Source organism: Glutamicibacter sp. BW80, from assembly GCF_002332385.1.
GTDB lineage: Bacteria > Actinomycetota > Actinomycetes > Actinomycetales > Micrococcaceae > Glutamicibacter.
Map to the genome: position 1 here is coordinate 47,101 of NZ_NRGV01000039.1, position 15,421 is coordinate 62,521.

The 15,421-nt window shown below is 63.3% G+C and carries 10 protein-coding genes; 2 read left to right on the plus strand and 8 right to left on the minus strand.

Annotated elements, in window-relative coordinates; translation table 11 throughout:
• The first annotated feature begins 64 nt into the window (after nt 1-64).
• On the plus strand, nt 65-1,018 hold the full coding sequence (locus tag CIK76_RS11855; protein WP_096286708.1) for an AsnC family transcriptional regulator: 954 nt from the start codon (nt 65-67) through the stop codon (nt 1,016-1,018).
• On the opposite strand, the gene CIK76_RS11860 is transcribed toward CIK76_RS11855, so the two are convergent.
• From CIK76_RS11860 to CIK76_RS11870, 3 genes are all read right to left on the minus strand, one after another.
• On the minus strand, nt 1,004-2,419 hold the full coding sequence (locus tag CIK76_RS11860; protein WP_096286710.1) for an NAD-dependent epimerase/dehydratase family protein: 1,416 nt from the start codon (nt 2,417-2,419) through the stop codon (nt 1,004-1,006). The genes CIK76_RS11855 and CIK76_RS11860 overlap by 15 nt on opposite strands.
• 213 nt (nt 2,420-2,632) lie before the next feature.
• On the minus strand, nt 2,633-4,138 hold the full coding sequence (gene putP, locus CIK76_RS11865) for a sodium/proline symporter PutP (RefSeq protein WP_096286712.1): 1,506 nt from the start codon (nt 4,136-4,138) through the stop codon (nt 2,633-2,635).
• Between the two features lie 157 nt (nt 4,139-4,295).
• Nucleotides 4,296-5,240, minus strand: a complete 945-nt coding sequence (locus CIK76_RS11870) for a LysR substrate-binding domain-containing protein (RefSeq protein WP_096286714.1) — start codon at nt 5,238-5,240, stop codon at nt 4,296-4,298.
• A gap of 259 nt (nt 5,241-5,499) precedes the next feature.
• On the opposite strand from CIK76_RS11870, the gene CIK76_RS11875 reads away from it, so the two are divergent.
• Nucleotides 5,500-9,021: a bifunctional proline dehydrogenase/L-glutamate gamma-semialdehyde dehydrogenase gene (locus CIK76_RS11875; protein ID WP_096286716.1), complete on the plus strand. Its 3,522-nt coding sequence runs from the start codon at nt 5,500-5,502 to the stop codon at nt 9,019-9,021.
• Nucleotides 9,022-9,128: 107 nt separating this feature from the next.
• Here CIK76_RS11875 and CIK76_RS11880 read toward each other — a convergent pair whose 3' ends face one another.
• The 5 genes from CIK76_RS11880 to CIK76_RS11900 all read right to left on the minus strand — a co-directional run bounded on the left by CIK76_RS11880 (nt 9,129) and on the right by CIK76_RS11900 (nt 15,326).
• Nucleotides 9,129-10,214, minus strand: a complete 1,086-nt coding sequence (locus CIK76_RS11880; RefSeq protein WP_096286718.1) for a peptidase C39 family protein — start codon at nt 10,212-10,214, stop codon at nt 9,129-9,131.
• Between the two features lie 50 nt (nt 10,215-10,264).
• Nucleotides 10,265-12,406, minus strand: coding sequence for an iron ABC transporter permease (locus CIK76_RS11885; protein WP_217990383.1), 2,142 nt, complete (start codon nt 12,404-12,406; stop codon nt 10,265-10,267).
• Between the two features lie 13 nt (nt 12,407-12,419).
• Nucleotides 12,420-13,487: an iron-siderophore ABC transporter substrate-binding protein gene (locus tag CIK76_RS11890; protein WP_096286720.1), complete on the minus strand. Its 1,068-nt coding sequence runs from the start codon at nt 13,485-13,487 to the stop codon at nt 12,420-12,422.
• A 45-nt stretch (nt 13,488-13,532) separates the two neighbouring features.
• Nucleotides 13,533-14,330 (minus strand): ABC transporter ATP-binding protein, encoded by a 798-nt coding sequence (locus CIK76_RS11895; RefSeq protein WP_255248447.1) that lies wholly within the window; start codon nt 14,328-14,330, stop codon nt 13,533-13,535.
• A gap of 162 nt (nt 14,331-14,492) precedes the next feature.
• On the minus strand, nt 14,493-15,326 hold the full coding sequence (locus tag CIK76_RS11900; protein WP_096286789.1) for an AraC family transcriptional regulator: 834 nt from the start codon (nt 15,324-15,326) through the stop codon (nt 14,493-14,495).
• Between the last annotated feature and the right edge of the window lie 95 nt (nt 15,327-15,421).

Genomic DNA, 15,421 nt, shown 5'->3' on the forward strand with positions numbered 1-15,421 from the left:
TCCGCCAAATCCATGATGGACTTGCCCAATAGATGCAGGATTTAGTCACCAAGGGGAGCCTGTGATGGCGCAGCATGAAGTTTTCAACGAGCTGGAACGCCGCATCGTCATCGCGATGCAGATCGACGGACGGGCCACCTGGCGGAAGATCGCCAGGGTGCTGCACGAGCCGGAACGGACCGTCGCGCGCTATGGCCAGGCGCTGCTGGAGAGCGGGAGAGTTTCGGTGGCGGCGATCGCGCACCGGTCCGGGTCGCTGGTCGCCTCCTTCACCTGCGCGCCGGGGACCGTGCGGGTGGCCTGCGAGGCGCTGGCCCAGCGCCCGGATACCAGTTTCAGCTATATGGTCACCGGGCAGAGCGACGCGGTCACCGAGCTGCACTACGACGGGGACCTGGCCGAAATCCTCACCATGCAGCTGCCGGCTACCCCCGGGGTGAACTCGCTGGCCGTCTACCCGATCCTGAAGTACTTCAAGACCATTCGCGCCTGGCGCGCCGAACCGGTCAGCGAGGCCCAGGAGCGTGCGCTCACCCCGGCCACCGGCGGGGAGCTGACCGAATGGAATCCGGCCCCCGGGCTCACCGAAAACGATTCGATGATCATCGAGGTATTGCGCAAGGACGGGCGGGCGAGCATCGATGCGATCTCCCGGCAGGTGAAGATGAGCGAATCCTCGGTCTCCCGCCGAGTGGACTGGCTGCTGCGCGGCGAGCAGATCAGCATCCGCACGCTGGTGGAGCCGGCGCTGCTCGGCTTCCCCGTGGAGGCGCTGCTGTGGGTGCAGACCTCCCCGCATAGCGTCGAGGCGCTCGGCCAGCGCCTGCGGCTGCTGCCCGAGGTGCGCTATGCGGCGGCCGTCGCCGGGGACGCGCAGCTGATCGTCGACGTCACCGTGCGCACCCAGAAGGACCTGTACCGGTTCATCTCGGACACCGAATGGGGCGAGATGGTGCAGATCAAGACCGCGATGGTGCTTTCGGCACGCAAGCGCGGAGGGCGGCTATTCGCCGTGTAGCGTGGCGGAGAAGTCGTTCTGCGTGAATTCGAATCCGGCGTCGGCCAGCACCCTGCTGGTGACCTTGCGCCCGGTCAGCGCCACCCGGGCGTTGGAACCCAGCGCCGCTGCGCCAAGCTTGGGCAAGAGCGTACCGGTGGGCAGCCCGGGCAGCCCGGCGATCGAGCGCAGCGCGGCCATCACTTCGTGGTTGCGCAGCGGATGCGGGTTCGCCGCGTGCACCACACCTGCGGGGATCGGCGGGGTCTCCAGGCCCAGCAGATTGCGCACCAGGCGCAGCCAGTCCTCCATCCCGATCCAGCTGAACCACTGCTTGCCGCTGCCCAGCGGACCGCCCATGCCGGTGTGCACCAGCAGGCTCAGCGGCTTGAGCAGCGGGGCATCGGGGTGCATCACCAGCGAGGTGCGCAGCACGTAGCTGCGCGCGGCGTTGACCTGCGCGTCGTTGAAGGCCTGCTCCCAGGCCGAGGCCACTCCGGTCATTTCCGGCAGCGCGCGTGCGTCCTTAGGCAAGGGGCTGTCTTCGGTGAATTCGGTTTCCCCGCCATCGCCGAAGATCGCCGTGGTGCTGGACTGGATCCAGCTGGCCAGCGGGGTCTCCAGCGCGGCCGCGGCCTCGGCCAGGGTAGCGGTGCTCTGCACGCGCGAGGCGGTCAGCTTGGCGATATTCTCCGCCGTATTGCGCTTGTCCACGCGCTCGCCGGCCAAATTGATCAGGTGCACCGGGTACTTCTCGTGCGTCAGCGCGCTGGCCCAGGCCCCCTGGTGGCGCCCGTCCCAGGGGTACTGCTCGGCCGGGAAGTCCGGTTCCGCGTTCCGCGTGAGCACCGCGACCGAGGCACCGCGGCAGACCAGCTCGGCGACCAGATTGCGCCCGAGGAAGCCGCGTCCCCCGGAGATGACCACATGGGCCGGTACGGTGCGGTGCGCGGCCGGCGGGATGACCTTGAACAGGCGTGCGGCCGCCAGTGCGAAGTCGGCGCACAGCGCGTTGGCGACGCTGAATTTGAAGGCGGCGGTGCCGACCCCGCGCAGCGCAACGGTAAAGCGCAGCAGCGCGCCGCTGCCCGCGGAGTCGACTTGCCAGCGCAAGACCATCTCTCCGCCGGGCTGCGGCTGGGTGAATTCCACCATGCGTTGGGCCGGATTGCGGCGGGTGATCGAACCGGCTGGGGCGGTGGCGCGGTGCAGCGGGCCGAACAGCCTGCCCGGCGGGCGCAGGTCGACCTTGGTGCCTACCCCGCGCTGGTCGTCGTGCACCACGAAGCCGTCGAAGCTTTTCATCCAGCTGCCGGTCTGCGACAGGTTGCCGACGATGGAATACACCGCCTCGGGGTCTGCGGCGAGGTACTGCGATTCGGTGCGCTGCCAGCGGGTGAACTTATTGAGCATCTGCGCCATTCTCAGATCATCCTTCGAGTTGATCAGAAACTTCGGACTTCTCCAAGGCTACTTCGGTTTGCTGTGCCCGGGCGTGATGCCCGCCCGATGCTGTCCTGAAGTGTCGCGCCGGGCTTGGAAGTGGCGCGGTGATTAAAGGAGAAAACCGGCGTCCGCCGAGTGCCGTTGGGCATTCGGCGGGCGCCGGTTTTCTCGGGAAGAACGACTTGCGCGTTAGGCGGTAACCTTCGTGCCCAGTTCTTCTTCCATGGCGGTGAATTCCGCGTCGATCTCAGCGTTCGGCTTGTAGGTCGCCCGCGAAACGAGCCACGCGACAACCAGCGAGACGATGAAGCCCGGGACGATCTCGTACATGTTGCTGGCAAGCACGTCGATGTTGCCCCAGATGTAGACGACCGCGGCACCGGAAACCATGCCGGCGAAGCCGCCCAGAGCGGTCAGCTTGCGCCAGTACAGGGCCAGCAGCACGATCGGACCGAAGGAGCCGCCGAAACCGGCCCAGGCGAAGGAGACCAGGTCCAGGATCGAGGAACTTGGGCTCAGCGCCAGCAGCGTGGCGATCACCGACACGATCAGCACGCCGGTACGTCCGAGCATCACCAGTGCCTTAGGCGAGGCCTTGCGTCCGGTGATGTTGTAGAGATCTTCGACCAACGCCGAGGAGCAGACGATCAGCTGCGAGGACATCGTCGACATGATGGCTGCCAGCACGGCGGCCAGCACCAAGCCGGCGATCAGCGGGTGGAAGAAGATCTGGCTGAGCAGCAGGAACACGGTCTCGCTGCTTGCATCGGTCAACGGCTCGTCGGCGAAGTAGGCGACGCCAACCAGCGAGGTGGCGATGGCGCCTGCCGAAGCCAGGAACATCCAGCCGATGCCGATGCGGCGTGCCGTCTTGGCCTCGCCCGGGCTGCGCAGCGCCATGAAGCGCACGATGATGTGCGGCTGGCCGAAGTAGCCCAGTCCCCAGGCGGCGGTGGAGAAAATTGCCACGACCGCGAGGAACCAGTTGCTGCCGGTGAAGGAGGAGAACAGGTTGAATGCTTCCGGATTCACCTCGGTGATCTTCGAGGCCAGGGAGCCGAAATCGCCCATCTGGATGACGGCGACGATCGGCACCGCGATCAGCGCGGTGAACATCAGCAGGCCCTGGGCCACGTCGGTGAGCGAGGCTCCGAGGAAGCCGCCGAACAGCGTGTAGAGCAAGGTGATGATGGCAACGAAGATCATGCCGTTCAGATAAGGCCAGCCGAAGGAAGCTTCGAAGAACTTGCCGGCGGCGACCATGCCCGAGGACACGTAGAAGGTGAAGAACACCAGAATGATGACCGCCGAGGCGATGCGCAGCAGGTGCTTGCGGTCCTTCAGGCGCTTCTCGAAGAAGCTCGGAATGGTGATCGCGTTCTGTGAGATGGCGGTGTAGGAACGCAGACGAGGGGCGACGAACTTCCAGTTCGCCCAGGCGCCGATCAGCAGGCCAATGGCGATCCAGGCTTCGTGCAGGCCGCCAAGGTAGATGGCGCCGGGCAGGCCCATCAACAGCCAGCCCGACATGTCACTTGCACCTGCGGATAGCGCTGCCACCCAAGGCTTCAGGCCACGGCCTGCGAGCATGTAATCGTCGATATTCGATGTTCGCCTAAAAGCTATATAGCCGATGCCAAGCATCACGGCCATATAAAAAGCGATTGCGATGATCTGATAAGTCTGGTCAGACATTTTTCCTCATTGCCGTTTTTTGTTCGCCGGCGCGTGTTATTGCCCGGCGAACCGCGGATCTAGTGGTGCGAATCACCACTATTGCACTTATTTTTCTATTTGTCTTGGCTGCCTTCACTGCTCGTTATGGATTTGTAACTTAAAAGACCGTATCGAACTAGTGCGCAGAATCAGAATCGAGTTCCTGCGCTTCGTGTTGAATTGCCAGCTCTTCGTGCACCAGCGTGCGCACCGCCGCGATCGCCGGGGATCGCGCCGAAGAGTGCCGCATCGCGGTGAAAATGGTGCGCACCGGGGCGTTGTGCAGGTCCACGAAACGCAGCTGCCGCTCGAACTGGGTCCATACCAGATCCGGCAGCAGCGCCACCGCCGTGCCGGTCTCGACCAGGGTGACATGTGCCTGAAGATCGGCCGTTTCGTAACGTACGTCCGGCTCGAATCCGGCCATGCGGCAGGACTGCTCCGCCCAGTGCCGGCTTGCCGCGCCCGGCGGTTCCATCACCCATGGAAGGGCAGCGGCATCGGCCAGGGAAGTGGCCCGGTCGAATTCGGCGTTGCCCTCGCCGCCGGGCAGCGGAAGCGCCAGGCGGATCGGGTCATGCGCGAGGTGGCGCCGATCGAGAGTTTCAAAGATCGGTGCCGCATGCCCCTGATACTGTTCGGCGATCACCAGATCGAAGTTGCGGGCGCTGGTTTCGTGCAGCGCTTCTTCGGGTTCGTGCTGGGTCATCTCCACGCGCAGATGCGGATGCATGGAGTGCAGCTTGCGCAAGACCGATGGCATGATGGCGAGCATCGCGGTCTGGAAAACCGCTAGGCGCACGGTGCCCGAGACGTTGGACATGGTCGCCGCCAGGTCCGCTTCGGCGCGTTCCATCGAGCCGAGCAATTCCTCGGTGTGGGCGACGAGAACCTGGGCTTGCGGAGTCAGCTGGAGCTTGCGTCCATTGCGTCGCAAAAGCTCGACTCCGGCTTCGTCTTCGAGCTGGCTGAGCTGCTGTGAAACCGAGGACGGGGAGTAGCGGAGCACATCCGCAACCTCGGCGATCGTTCCGCGAATACTTAATTCTCTGAGAAGACGTAATCGTCGCATTTCAAGCATTGATTCATATCCTAATCACACGCATGTTAAGTGAAGTTATGCCCGGGCGTTTCGTGCACCCATTAATACATTAGCAAACCCGAACGAAGCCCTTCGGGTTTGTTCACTTTTGCTTAATCAAAGTTGGGGTCATACTCGATCTTGCACACAGCATTTTCGCGGCCAACTATCCGGTGATTCCGTAAGCTCGTCAGCCACAACGAAATTCGCGATCGGTGTATCAATATAAGGACGAACTGCATCGAAGGGAACGGCACATATGTCATCCTCTATCACCTCTCAGCGAACCGTCGCTCCGGCGGTTGACGCAACAGGCAAGCCACTGACCCACCCCTCAGAACTTGCCGATGAGACCATCGCCTTGGTCCGCCACTGGCTGACCGAAGCCGCCAATTTCCCGGTCGACGCCTCTGCGGCGCGCCTCGCGGGAGTACTGAAGGATCCGAAGGGCCTGGACTTCACCGTTGGATTCGTCGACGGCGTGATCCGCCCCGAAGATCCAAAGGTCGCGGCCAGCAACCTGAAGCGGCTGGCCCCGATGGTCCCAGCCTTCCTGCCGTGGTATCTGCGCAAGGCCGTCGCACTGGGCGGCACCATGGCTCCGCTGCTGCCGGGAATCGTCGTGCCCGTGGCCCGCAAGGTGCTGCGTGAAATGGTCGGCCACCTGATCATCGACGCCTCGGATACCAAGCTGGGCGGCGCGATCTCCAAGATCAAGCGCGAAGGGGTGAACCTGAACGTGAACCTGCTCGGCGAGGCGATCCTCGGCGAGGGCGAAGCGACCCGCCGTCTGGAGGGCACCTCCAAGCTCTTGGCCCGCGATGACGTGAACTACGTTTCGATTAAGGTTTCCTCCACCGTGGCCCCGCACAACCACTGGGCCTTCGATGAGGCCGTGGAGCACATCGTGGCCAAGCTGCGCCCGCTCTACGAGCTGGCCAACAACGCGAGCGCGAAGAAGTTCATCAACCTGGACATGGAAGAGTTCAAGGACCTGGAACTGACCATCGCGGTCTTCACCAAGATCCTGTCGCTGCCGGCGTTCAAGGACCTCTCGGCCGGGATCGTGCTGCAGGCCTACCTGCCCGACGCCCTGGGCGCGATGATCGAGCTGCAGGAATTCTCCGCCGCGCGCGTGGCCGCCGGCGGCGCGCCGATCAAGGTGCGCGTGGTCAAGGGCGCGAACCTGCCGATGGAAATCATGGAAGCCGATATCCACGGCTGGCCGCTGGCCACCTGCCACTCCAAGCAGGACACCGACACCAGCTACAAGTCGGTGCTCGAATACGCGCTGCGCCCGGAACATGTGCCGAATGTGCGCATCGGCATCGCCGGGCACAACCTCTTCGACGTGGCGCTGGGCTGGCTGCTGGCCAAGGCCCGCGGCGTGCAGCATGGCATCGAGTTCGAGATGCTGCTGGGCATGGCCACCGGCCAGGCCGAAGCGGTGCGCCGCGATGTGGGCGAGCTATTGCTCTACACCCCGGTGGTGCACCCGGCAGAATTCGACGTGGCCATCGCCTACCTGATCCGCCGCCTCGAAGAGGGCGCCAGCCAGGAGAACTTCATGTCCGCGGTCTTCGAACTGGAGAAGAACGAGGAATTGTTCGAGCGTGAAACCAACCGCTTCCTCGCCTCGCTGGAAAACCTGAGCGACGTGGTGCCCGCAACGCACCGCGTGCAGAACCGCCAGCTGCCCGACGCTTCGCTGACCGAGGTAGTGGCCGGATTCGCCGATGGAAGCACCGAGTTCTTCAACACCCCGGACACCGACCCGAACCTGGCCGCCAACCGCGCCTGGGGACGCGAGATCCTGTCCAAAATGCAGGATTCAAATCTCGGCAAGGACCTGGTCGCCGCCCATACCCTGTCCTCGACGGCGCAAATGGATGAGGCCATCGCCATGGGCGTGGACGCATCGGCTAGCTGGCAGGCGCTCGGCGCGGCCGGCCGCGCGGAGATCCTGCACCGTGCCGGGCTGCTCTTCGAAGAGCGCCGCGCGATGCTGCTGGAGGTGCTCGGCTCCGAATGCGGAAAGAACATCGACCAGGGCGACGTGGAGATCTCCGAGGCGATCGACTTCGCCCACTACTACGCGCAGCGCGGCCTGGACCTGGAAAACGTCGACGGGGCAAGCTTTGTGCCCTCGAAGCTGACCGTGGTCACCCCGCCGTGGAACTTCCCGATGGCGATCCCCGCCGGGTCGACGATGTCCGCGCTGGCCGCCGGATCCGCGGTGATCATCAAGCCGGCCACGCTGGCCGCCCGCATCGGCTCGGTGATGGTGCAGACCCTGTGGGATGCGGGAGTGCCCCAGGACGTCTTGCAGCTGGTCTTCGCCGGCGAGCGGAAGCTCGGCACCCAGCTGGTTTCCGACGAGCGGGTTGACCGCTTGATCCTCACCGGCGGCTACGAGACCGCGCAGCTGTTCCGCTCCTTCCGCAAGGATCTGCCCTTGCTGGCCGAAACCTCGGGGAAGAACGCGGTGATCGTCACCCCGCACGCGGACCTGGACTTGGCCGCACGCGACGTGGTGGCCTCGGCCTTCGGGCACGCCGGGCAGAAGTGCTCGGCCGCCTCGCTGGTGGTGCTGGTCGGCTCGGTGGCCGAATCGCGGCGCTTCAACAGCCAGCTGATCGACGCGGTGAAATCGCTGACCGTCGGCTACCCGTGGAACCCGGAATCCCAGATGGGACCGCTGATCGACGTACCGGGGGAGAAGCTCGCGCGCGGCTTGAGCACCCTGGGCGAAGGGGAGCGCTGGGCCATCGAGCCCAAGCAGCTCGACGAGTCGGGCAAGCTCTACTCCCCGGGCGTGCGCTACGGGGTGCAGCGCGGCAGCGAATACCACCAGACCGAGTACTTCGGTCCGATCCTGGGCGTGATGACCGCGCAGAGCCTTGAAGAAGCGGTCGAAATAGTCAACGACATCGACTTCGGACTCACCTCCGGGCTGCACTCGCTGGATTCGGAGGAGATGGCCTACTGGCTGGAGCACATCCAGGCCGGCAACATCTACGTGAACCGCGGCATCACCGGTGCCATCGTGCAGCGCCAGCCCTTCGGCGGCTGGAAGCGCTCGGCGATCGGCGCGGGCACCAAGGCCGGCGGCCCGAACTACCTGGTCGGCATGGGCAGCTGGCGCGATGCTCCGGTGACCGAAACGGCCACCTTGTCGGCCTTCGACGAGCGGCTGCTGAACGCCGCGGAGCTATCGGGCGAAGACGCCGACTGGTTGCGCGGTGCGCTGGGCAGCGACAAGCTGTGGTGGCACCAGGAGTTCAACGCGGCCAAGGACCGTTCGGGACTGGCCGCCGAGCGCAATATCTTCCGCTACAAGCCGGTGGATGTCACGGTGCGCTTCGAAGCCGCCTCCAGCGGGCACGGCATCACCGAGGCCTTGCGCGTGGTGGCCGCCGGGGTGACCGCCGGTTCCCGGGTGATCTTCTCCGCGGATGCGGACCTGCCACGCGGGGTGCGCAACCTGTTCGCCGAGCACTCGGTGACGGTGGTCCGCGAAGATGCAGCGGCGTTCGCCGCCCGGGCCGCGCGCCTGGCCGCGAAAGAGGGGCCGACCGCGGCCTCGCGCATTCGCTTGATCGGCGGTTCGGCCAAGGCCGTTGCCGAGGCCACCGACGGCAAGCCCGATGTGGCGATCTACGCCTCGCCGGTCACCGGTGCCGGACGCGTGGAGTTGCTGCCGTTCCTGCACGAGCAGGCGGTATCGATCACCGCGCACCGGTTCGGTACGCCGAACCACCTCAGCGACGAGCTGATCTAGTCCGCTAGTTTCCTGCGTTGACCGTGGGCCGGTCCGTACCTCGTTTGAGGTCCGGGCCGGCCCGCGGTTTTTTGTGCTTCGTTTCAGGCCCGAGACTCGCTGGTCATTCAGTCAGTCAGGATCAGCGCAGCGCGATATCCATCTGCCTCAAGACAAGACATGGCATCTAATTCTTGGCCGGTGATGGGAAGGCAGGTCGCATCCACCCAACTCTCCCCGCTAGGAGCATCAATCCACGAATCATCGATGATGATCACCGGATGTTCCGCGGAACCCGCTGTCCCATGGCACAAGATCCAATGCGGGACGTCGTAGCCGAGCATCTGCTGCAACGACACCAGCAGCAGCACCCGGGCACCGTTACCCACCGCTTCTTGGATCTGTGAGATCTGCAGCCGCGTAGAAGTCACCGGCAGTCCGGTCGCCTTCGCCCGGCGGTGCGATTCAGCTTGGAGGATGCCGCGCCAGCCGCGTTCGGCCTCGGGATAGTAGTCAACGATGACCGGCTTTCTGGTATCCAGAGACACCTGGACCGAGCTGGCTGGCCAACGCTCTGCGATGGCCAGCCCGAGCCCCACTGGTTCACAGGCCATGAAGTTGGTCGCTTGACGCCACAACAGCAACTCCGCGGTGCGTAGTTGATCCAGCTCGGCGATGCTGGTGGTTTCCCCGTGCGCGGCCAGGGCGGCAACCGCCGCGCAGGTGAAGTTCTCGCTTTGCTGGTAGTGCGCGGTTCGCAAGTAGCTGGCCGGATGCATCCAGCGCACGTAGCCTGCTTGTGGAGTCGAGTCCGAAGCTTGTGTGGCGCAGCGCGGGGCGGGCAGCGTCTGGAAACCGGTTTGTTCGGCCAGGGCGGCTAGCCGCGGATCTTGGGTCCAGTTTTCCCATTTCACGCAGGCTAGGTTTTGAACCCGGGCGTAATCCAGCACCGCGCGGATGACCTCTTCGCGTGTTGCTGCGTCGCGGGCGAGGAGCCCTGCGATCTTTACGTAGGCTGCCGCCGGACGGGCGGTGAGCAATGCGGCACCGACTATTACGGCTTCGGAAAACTGTATCGTCAGCAGTCGGGTGCTGGCAGCCGGAATTTCGCGTTCCCACGGACCGGTCATGGAACCCAGGTGCTTCAGTTGCGCCGGATGCTGATCCGGGTCGAAGTCTTGGAGCCTAGCGCGAAGAGCAGGGTGATGTGCCATGGGAGACTTTCGGTTCGGTGGGTAACTGGTTTCAGCTCCTTGCTTAGCAACTAGGCGCGTGAGCGGTAGAGCAGCCAGATGAAGTACGGCGCGCCAAGGAGGGAAACGATCAACCCGGCTGGGATCTGTGACGGCGCGATCACTGTACGGCCCAGCGTATCGGCCAGGCAGACCAGCAATGCTCCGAAAACCATGGATACCGGAATCACCCGGTGATGGCGCGCCCCCACCAGCGACCGGGCCAGATGCGGGGCGATGAGTCCGACGAAGCCAACCACACCCACTGCTACCACGCTGAGCGCTGCGAGCAACGCTGCAATTGACAGAGCGATCAGCCGGGTGCGGGCCGTCTTGATGCCCAGCACCCGGGGCAGATCCTCGTCGATGGCCAGCAAGTCGAGTTTGCGCCCCATGAGCAGCACCACCGGAAGGCTGAGTGCCAGCACCGCCACAACCGGCGCCACGTCCCCGAACTGACGGCCATAGGTTGAGCCAGACAGCCAAGTATAGATGCGCGGGGTTTCCCACGAGTTAATGCTCAACAACAGGTAGGTGGTGACCGCGGAGAGGGTGTAGCCAGCGCCAATGCCGATCAGCACAAAGCGTTCCGGGGAGAAACCTCGGCGCCAGGCCAGCGCAGTGATGACGGCGAACGTGGTTAAAGAGGCTATGACCGCAAAAATCACCAGCAGCGAGCGTGAACCGCCAAGGGCGGTGATCACTATGGCCGCGCCCAGCCCGGCACCCGCGGTGATGCCAAGGATGCCAGGTTCGGCCAGGGGATTGCGCACGGTGCCCTGTACCAAGCAACCAGCTAGGCCCAGTGCGGCTCCGGCGCCCAGAGCCGCAGTGATCCGTGGTGCCCGTTCGGAGAAAGCGCGGGCGATGAGCTTGGGTGCATCATCCTGGAACCACAAGGCCAGGTCTCCCAGCTTCAGGAACATGCTCCCAGCCAGAAGGCCTAGAATCACCGTTCCGAGCAGCAAAATGAGACCCAGCACCATGGTGAGAATGAACCGGCGGCGGCTAAGCAGTTTGCTAGCCACCTGCAAGGAGTTGCGGGTGCTGGAAGCTTCGGGCAGCCGCATCGCCAGGATGATAATCAGCACCCCGCCCAGGATCGCCGTGGGGACGCCGGTGGGAATGGAGGCTGCACCTTGTGCGCCTAACAAGGAACGGAGGACCGCATCGGCCAGCAGGATCAGTAGCGCACCGATTAGCCCAGTGGCTGGAAGCAAAAATAGCTGGCGGCGCAACACGGTTAGTCGACGTGCGAGCAGCCGGGCGAGCACCGGGGCGCCGAGCCCGACAAAGGTGATGGGTCCGGCCAGCGAAACGGAGACGCCGGTGAGCACCACGGCGCACAGGACGGCTAGGGTGCGCGTTGAACGAACGGGAATGCCGAGCACCGCAGCGTTTTCATCGCCCAGGGCGAGCACGTCCAAACGGCGACAGAGCAAGAGGCAGATGAGCAAGACCGCCAGGATCACCGGAAGGCTGCGTAAAAAAGCATCCAGGTTCAGCTGGGACAGTGAGCCTGAGCCCCAGGCGTAGAGTCCGGTGGTATTTTCCTTGAAGAGCAGCAAGATGATGCCGCTGCCGGCTTCCAAAGCCATCGCGATGGCTGAGCCTGCGAGGATCAACCTGGTAGTGGCGGTCCCTACACTGCGCCCGGAGATAGCCAGCACGACCCCGGCGGCGAGCAGACCGCCGGCGAATGCTAGGGTGCTGGATGCCAAAGTGGACAGGCTCAGGCCCAAGGCTGCGGCCACGCTCAGCGCGAAGTAAGCTCCGGAAGTGACGGCCAAGGTGTCCGGTGAGGCCAACGGATTGCGGGTAACCGATTGGAGCAGGGAGCCGGCGACTCCCAAAGCCAAACCTACCGCGGCCCCCGCGCAGAGTCGTGGCATCCGGGAGCCGGTGAAGATCTCGGCGACCCCTACGCCGCCAATCCGGGTGTTCTCCCCGAACAAAGCGCGCAGCAGTTCACCCAGCCCTACCCCGGAAGTTCCTTGCGTCAGATGCCAGGCGCCGACCAGCAGCACTGCTGCTGCCAAGGCGGCTAGCAGGCCTAGACCTGCTGCGATTCGAGCGCCGGTGGCCGGCACGAAAGAATTTTCCGTGCCGGTCATCGAGACGCTCACGTCACCGGCAGCTGGCAGCCGGTCTGCGGATTTTTCAGCGGTAATCATGCTTTGCCGTGGACTACTTGGCTTCCGAAGCGGAGGTCAACGCATCGGCGAAAGCATCCACGGCCTGGCTGGTGGACTTCGGTCCACCAGCACCCCAGATGTTCGGGAACTGGAAGGTCCGGCCTTCCTTGACTGCGCTGAGGTTCTTCCAGATCTCGCTGGAAGTCAGTTCGGTGGTCCAGCCAGTTCCTGCGTCGTTGGAGTAGAACAGGTTGGCTTCGCCCACACCGGCCAAGCCTTCCACATCGGTTTGGGCTAGACCGTATTCCTTGTTCACTCCGCCGGAGCCAAAGGACTTGTTGATGCCGTCGCTCCAAGCCGGTGTCAATCCCAGTTCCTTACCGAGCTCGGTGAACAGCGCGCCGTCGGTGTAGGGACGGATGGTCAGGTTGGAGCCGTCAACCCAACCGTCGAAGAACATGAAGTCAGTGGTTTCCATCTTCACATCGGCCACCTCCTGCTTCTTGGCCGCTAGGTGGGCATCGAATTCGTTGAGCACTGCGGTTGCGCGCTCGGTGCGGCCGGTGGCCTCGGCGACCTGCGAGAAGACGTTCTTCATATTGCCAATGGGGTCTGAAGAATCGTTGCCCCTAACCGCCAGAACTGGAACGTCGCCCTTATCAAGCTGCGATAGCACAGGGTCCTGGTCGCTAAAGGCATCCACGATAATCAAATCGGGATCTAATGCGTAGATGGAATCCAGATCTGGTTCGCCGCGTTCGCCTACCGAGGCGACGCCTTCTGGAAGTTGCTCTGCTGTGACGTAGGTGGTGTATCCATCGGGGGAGGCGACGCCGACCGGGGTGACACATAAGGTTAGTGCATCTTCAATTTCCTGCCATTCGAGCACGACCACGCGTTCGGCTGGCTTATCTAATTCCAGCGTGCGGCCCAGATCATCGGTCATCGAGACCGAGTCGGTGCTCGTGGCAGTGGTGTCATCCGCGCAGTTTGCAGAGGCCGCGGAGGGGCTCTGTGCGGAGGCAGATCCGGAGGTGTCGGTGGTGCCGCAAGCGGTGGCCGTGAAGAGAAGGGCGAGGGCGGCCACGGAAGTGACGGCGCTACGGACGAGTGGAGACATAGTTTTTCCCTTGTTAATGAGTGTTTCGGTGGTAAGCAGAAGTGGTCAGCTTTGCCGGTGGCGGCTGACCGGTTCGATACGCAGCAATCCGGTCTGCTGATCGGTGCTGACCTGCACGCTGATCTCATAAACCTCTGAGAGGTTCTCGGCGGTGAGGACCTCGGCGGGAGTTCCAGTGGCGTGCACCCGACCTTGCTTCATCAGCACCAGCCGGTCCGCCAGCGCGGCGGCCTGGTTCAAGTCATGGAGCACAATGCCGATGGCCAGCCGGTTTTCACGGGCCAGATCGTGGACTAGGTCCAGGGTCTCGACTTGGTATCTCAGGTCCAGATGGTTGGTAGGTTCGTCGAGCAGCACCACGTTGGTTTGCTGTGCCAGGCACACCGCTAGCCAAACACGCTGAAGTTCTCCGCCAGAAAGCTCCCCGGCTGCCTTTTGCGACATAGCTGTTGTGCCGGTCAGCTCCATGGCCCGAGAAATAGCTGCGTGATCCGTCTGGGATAGTCCGGCGAATCCGCGCCGATACGGGTGGCGGCCGAAAGCGATGATATCTGCCACCGCCAAGCCCTCCGGGGTGGCGTGGGACTGAGCAAAGAGCGTGACTTCGTGCGCGAATTCGCGTCCGTTCAGCGTGCTGATTTCGCGGGGCTTCGAATGGGAACCGGTGAGGGTGATAACCCCTGCGGCTCGCTCATGCAACCGTGCCATGGAACGCAGCAGTGTCGATTTTCCACTGCCATTGGGTCCAATGAGCGCGGTGACTTCACCCGGGGATAAGCTGATGGAGGCACCGTCGACCACGGTGCTTTTGCCATAGCGCAGCACCACCTCATGGGCGTGCATGCTTCCGGCCCCAGCGGAAGCTGATCCGGCTGCTACGCCTGGCATGAGCGTTGGGCGGACTGATTACGTCCGGATTTGTTAATGATTTTCACTTAGGTAAGTCTAAGTTAACTATTGTGTGTCAGCAATCAATGATTTCTGACATTCAATCAGGTTTTCCGGTCACTTCTTCGAGTTCGCCATGGTGAATGCGCCGGGTGTCGATCCCATAGTGCGCCGAAAAGCATCAATAAAAGTACTCGGCTGAGCGTAACCTAACAAGTCAGCCACGTCCTGGACTCCTTCGCCAGTGGCCAGCAGCTCCATTGCGCGGTGAACTTTCACCGCTTGGCGCCACTGGGCAAAGGACAGGCCTGTCGCCTCACGATAGGCGCGGGTGATGGTGCGTGCGCTGATCCCAGTTTCCACTGCCCACTGCTCAAGGGGTCGATTATCCGACGGGTTTGCCAATAACTGGTGTGCAATGCCACTGATCCGCGGGTCATCGGGCAGACGCAGCGCCACTTGGTGGGCGGAAGGTTTGAGCACGTCAAAAACGACGGCCTCTGCACGGGCTCTGGCTTCTTGGCTCAGTTCCCGACTAGAGAGGTGGATCAACAGCGACTCAAGCAGCGGTTCCATGTCGATCACCGTCGGGACTCTGAATTCGGTGGTGGTTCGTTCGGGGGCGAAGAAGGCGCTAAAGAGTTTTATGTGTGCTGTCAGCCGTCCACCATGAAGCATCTTGGCTGGAATCCAGAGGCCGTAACCCTCGGAGACCGTAAAAATCTGTCCCTCAATTTGTGCGGTGAGCGTGCCCTCCTGTGCCCACAAGAGTTCATGGGCCAAGTGCGAATGCGGCTCCCATTCCGTGGACGCCTCAATGTCGAACGCTTCGCTCAAGATCACGAATGAAGAAGTCGCGCCGAGGGGCAGCTCGGTTGCTCGCACCAAGGAGGTGTCCGGCTCACGGGACCAGGTGCCTAGCCCGATAGCTGGTGCAGAAATATGGGTCATGCTAGCAGTATAGAAAGTTATCGACATGACGCAGACCGCGCCATAGCCATGCAGGAATCTGATCAGCGTTCCACTTCATAAACAAGGCTAACCCA

What these genes read in the sequence shown, in the direction of transcription:
- CIK76_RS11855 (WP_096286708.1), top strand. Translation starts at nt 65, where the DNA reads ATGGCGCAGCATGAAGTTTTCAACGAGCTGGAACGCCGCATCGTCATC.
- CIK76_RS11860 (WP_096286710.1), bottom strand. Translation starts at nt 2,419, where the DNA reads ATGGCGCAGATGCTCAATAAGTTCACCCGCTGGCAGCGCACCGAATCG.
- putP (WP_096286712.1), bottom strand. Translation starts at nt 4,138, where the DNA reads ATGTCTGACCAGACTTATCAGATCATCGCAATCGCTTTTTATATGGCC.
- CIK76_RS11870 (WP_096286714.1), bottom strand. Translation starts at nt 5,240, where the DNA reads ATGCTTGAAATGCGACGATTACGTCTTCTCAGAGAATTAAGTATTCGC.
- CIK76_RS11875 (WP_096286716.1), top strand. Translation starts at nt 5,500, where the DNA reads ATGTCATCCTCTATCACCTCTCAGCGAACCGTCGCTCCGGCGGTTGAC.
- CIK76_RS11880 (WP_096286718.1), bottom strand. Translation starts at nt 10,214, where the DNA reads ATGGCACATCACCCTGCTCTTCGCGCTAGGCTCCAAGACTTCGACCCG.
- CIK76_RS11885 (WP_217990383.1), bottom strand. Translation starts at nt 12,406, where the DNA reads ATGATTACCGCTGAAAAATCCGCAGACCGGCTGCCAGCTGCCGGTGAC.
- CIK76_RS11890 (WP_096286720.1), bottom strand. Translation starts at nt 13,487, where the DNA reads ATGTCTCCACTCGTCCGTAGCGCCGTCACTTCCGTGGCCGCCCTCGCC.
- CIK76_RS11895 (WP_255248447.1), bottom strand. Translation starts at nt 14,330, where the DNA reads ATGCACGCCCATGAGGTGGTGCTGCGCTATGGCAAAAGCACCGTGGTC.
- CIK76_RS11900 (WP_096286789.1), bottom strand. Translation starts at nt 15,326, where the DNA reads ATGACCCATATTTCTGCACCAGCTATCGGGCTAGGCACCTGGTCCCGT.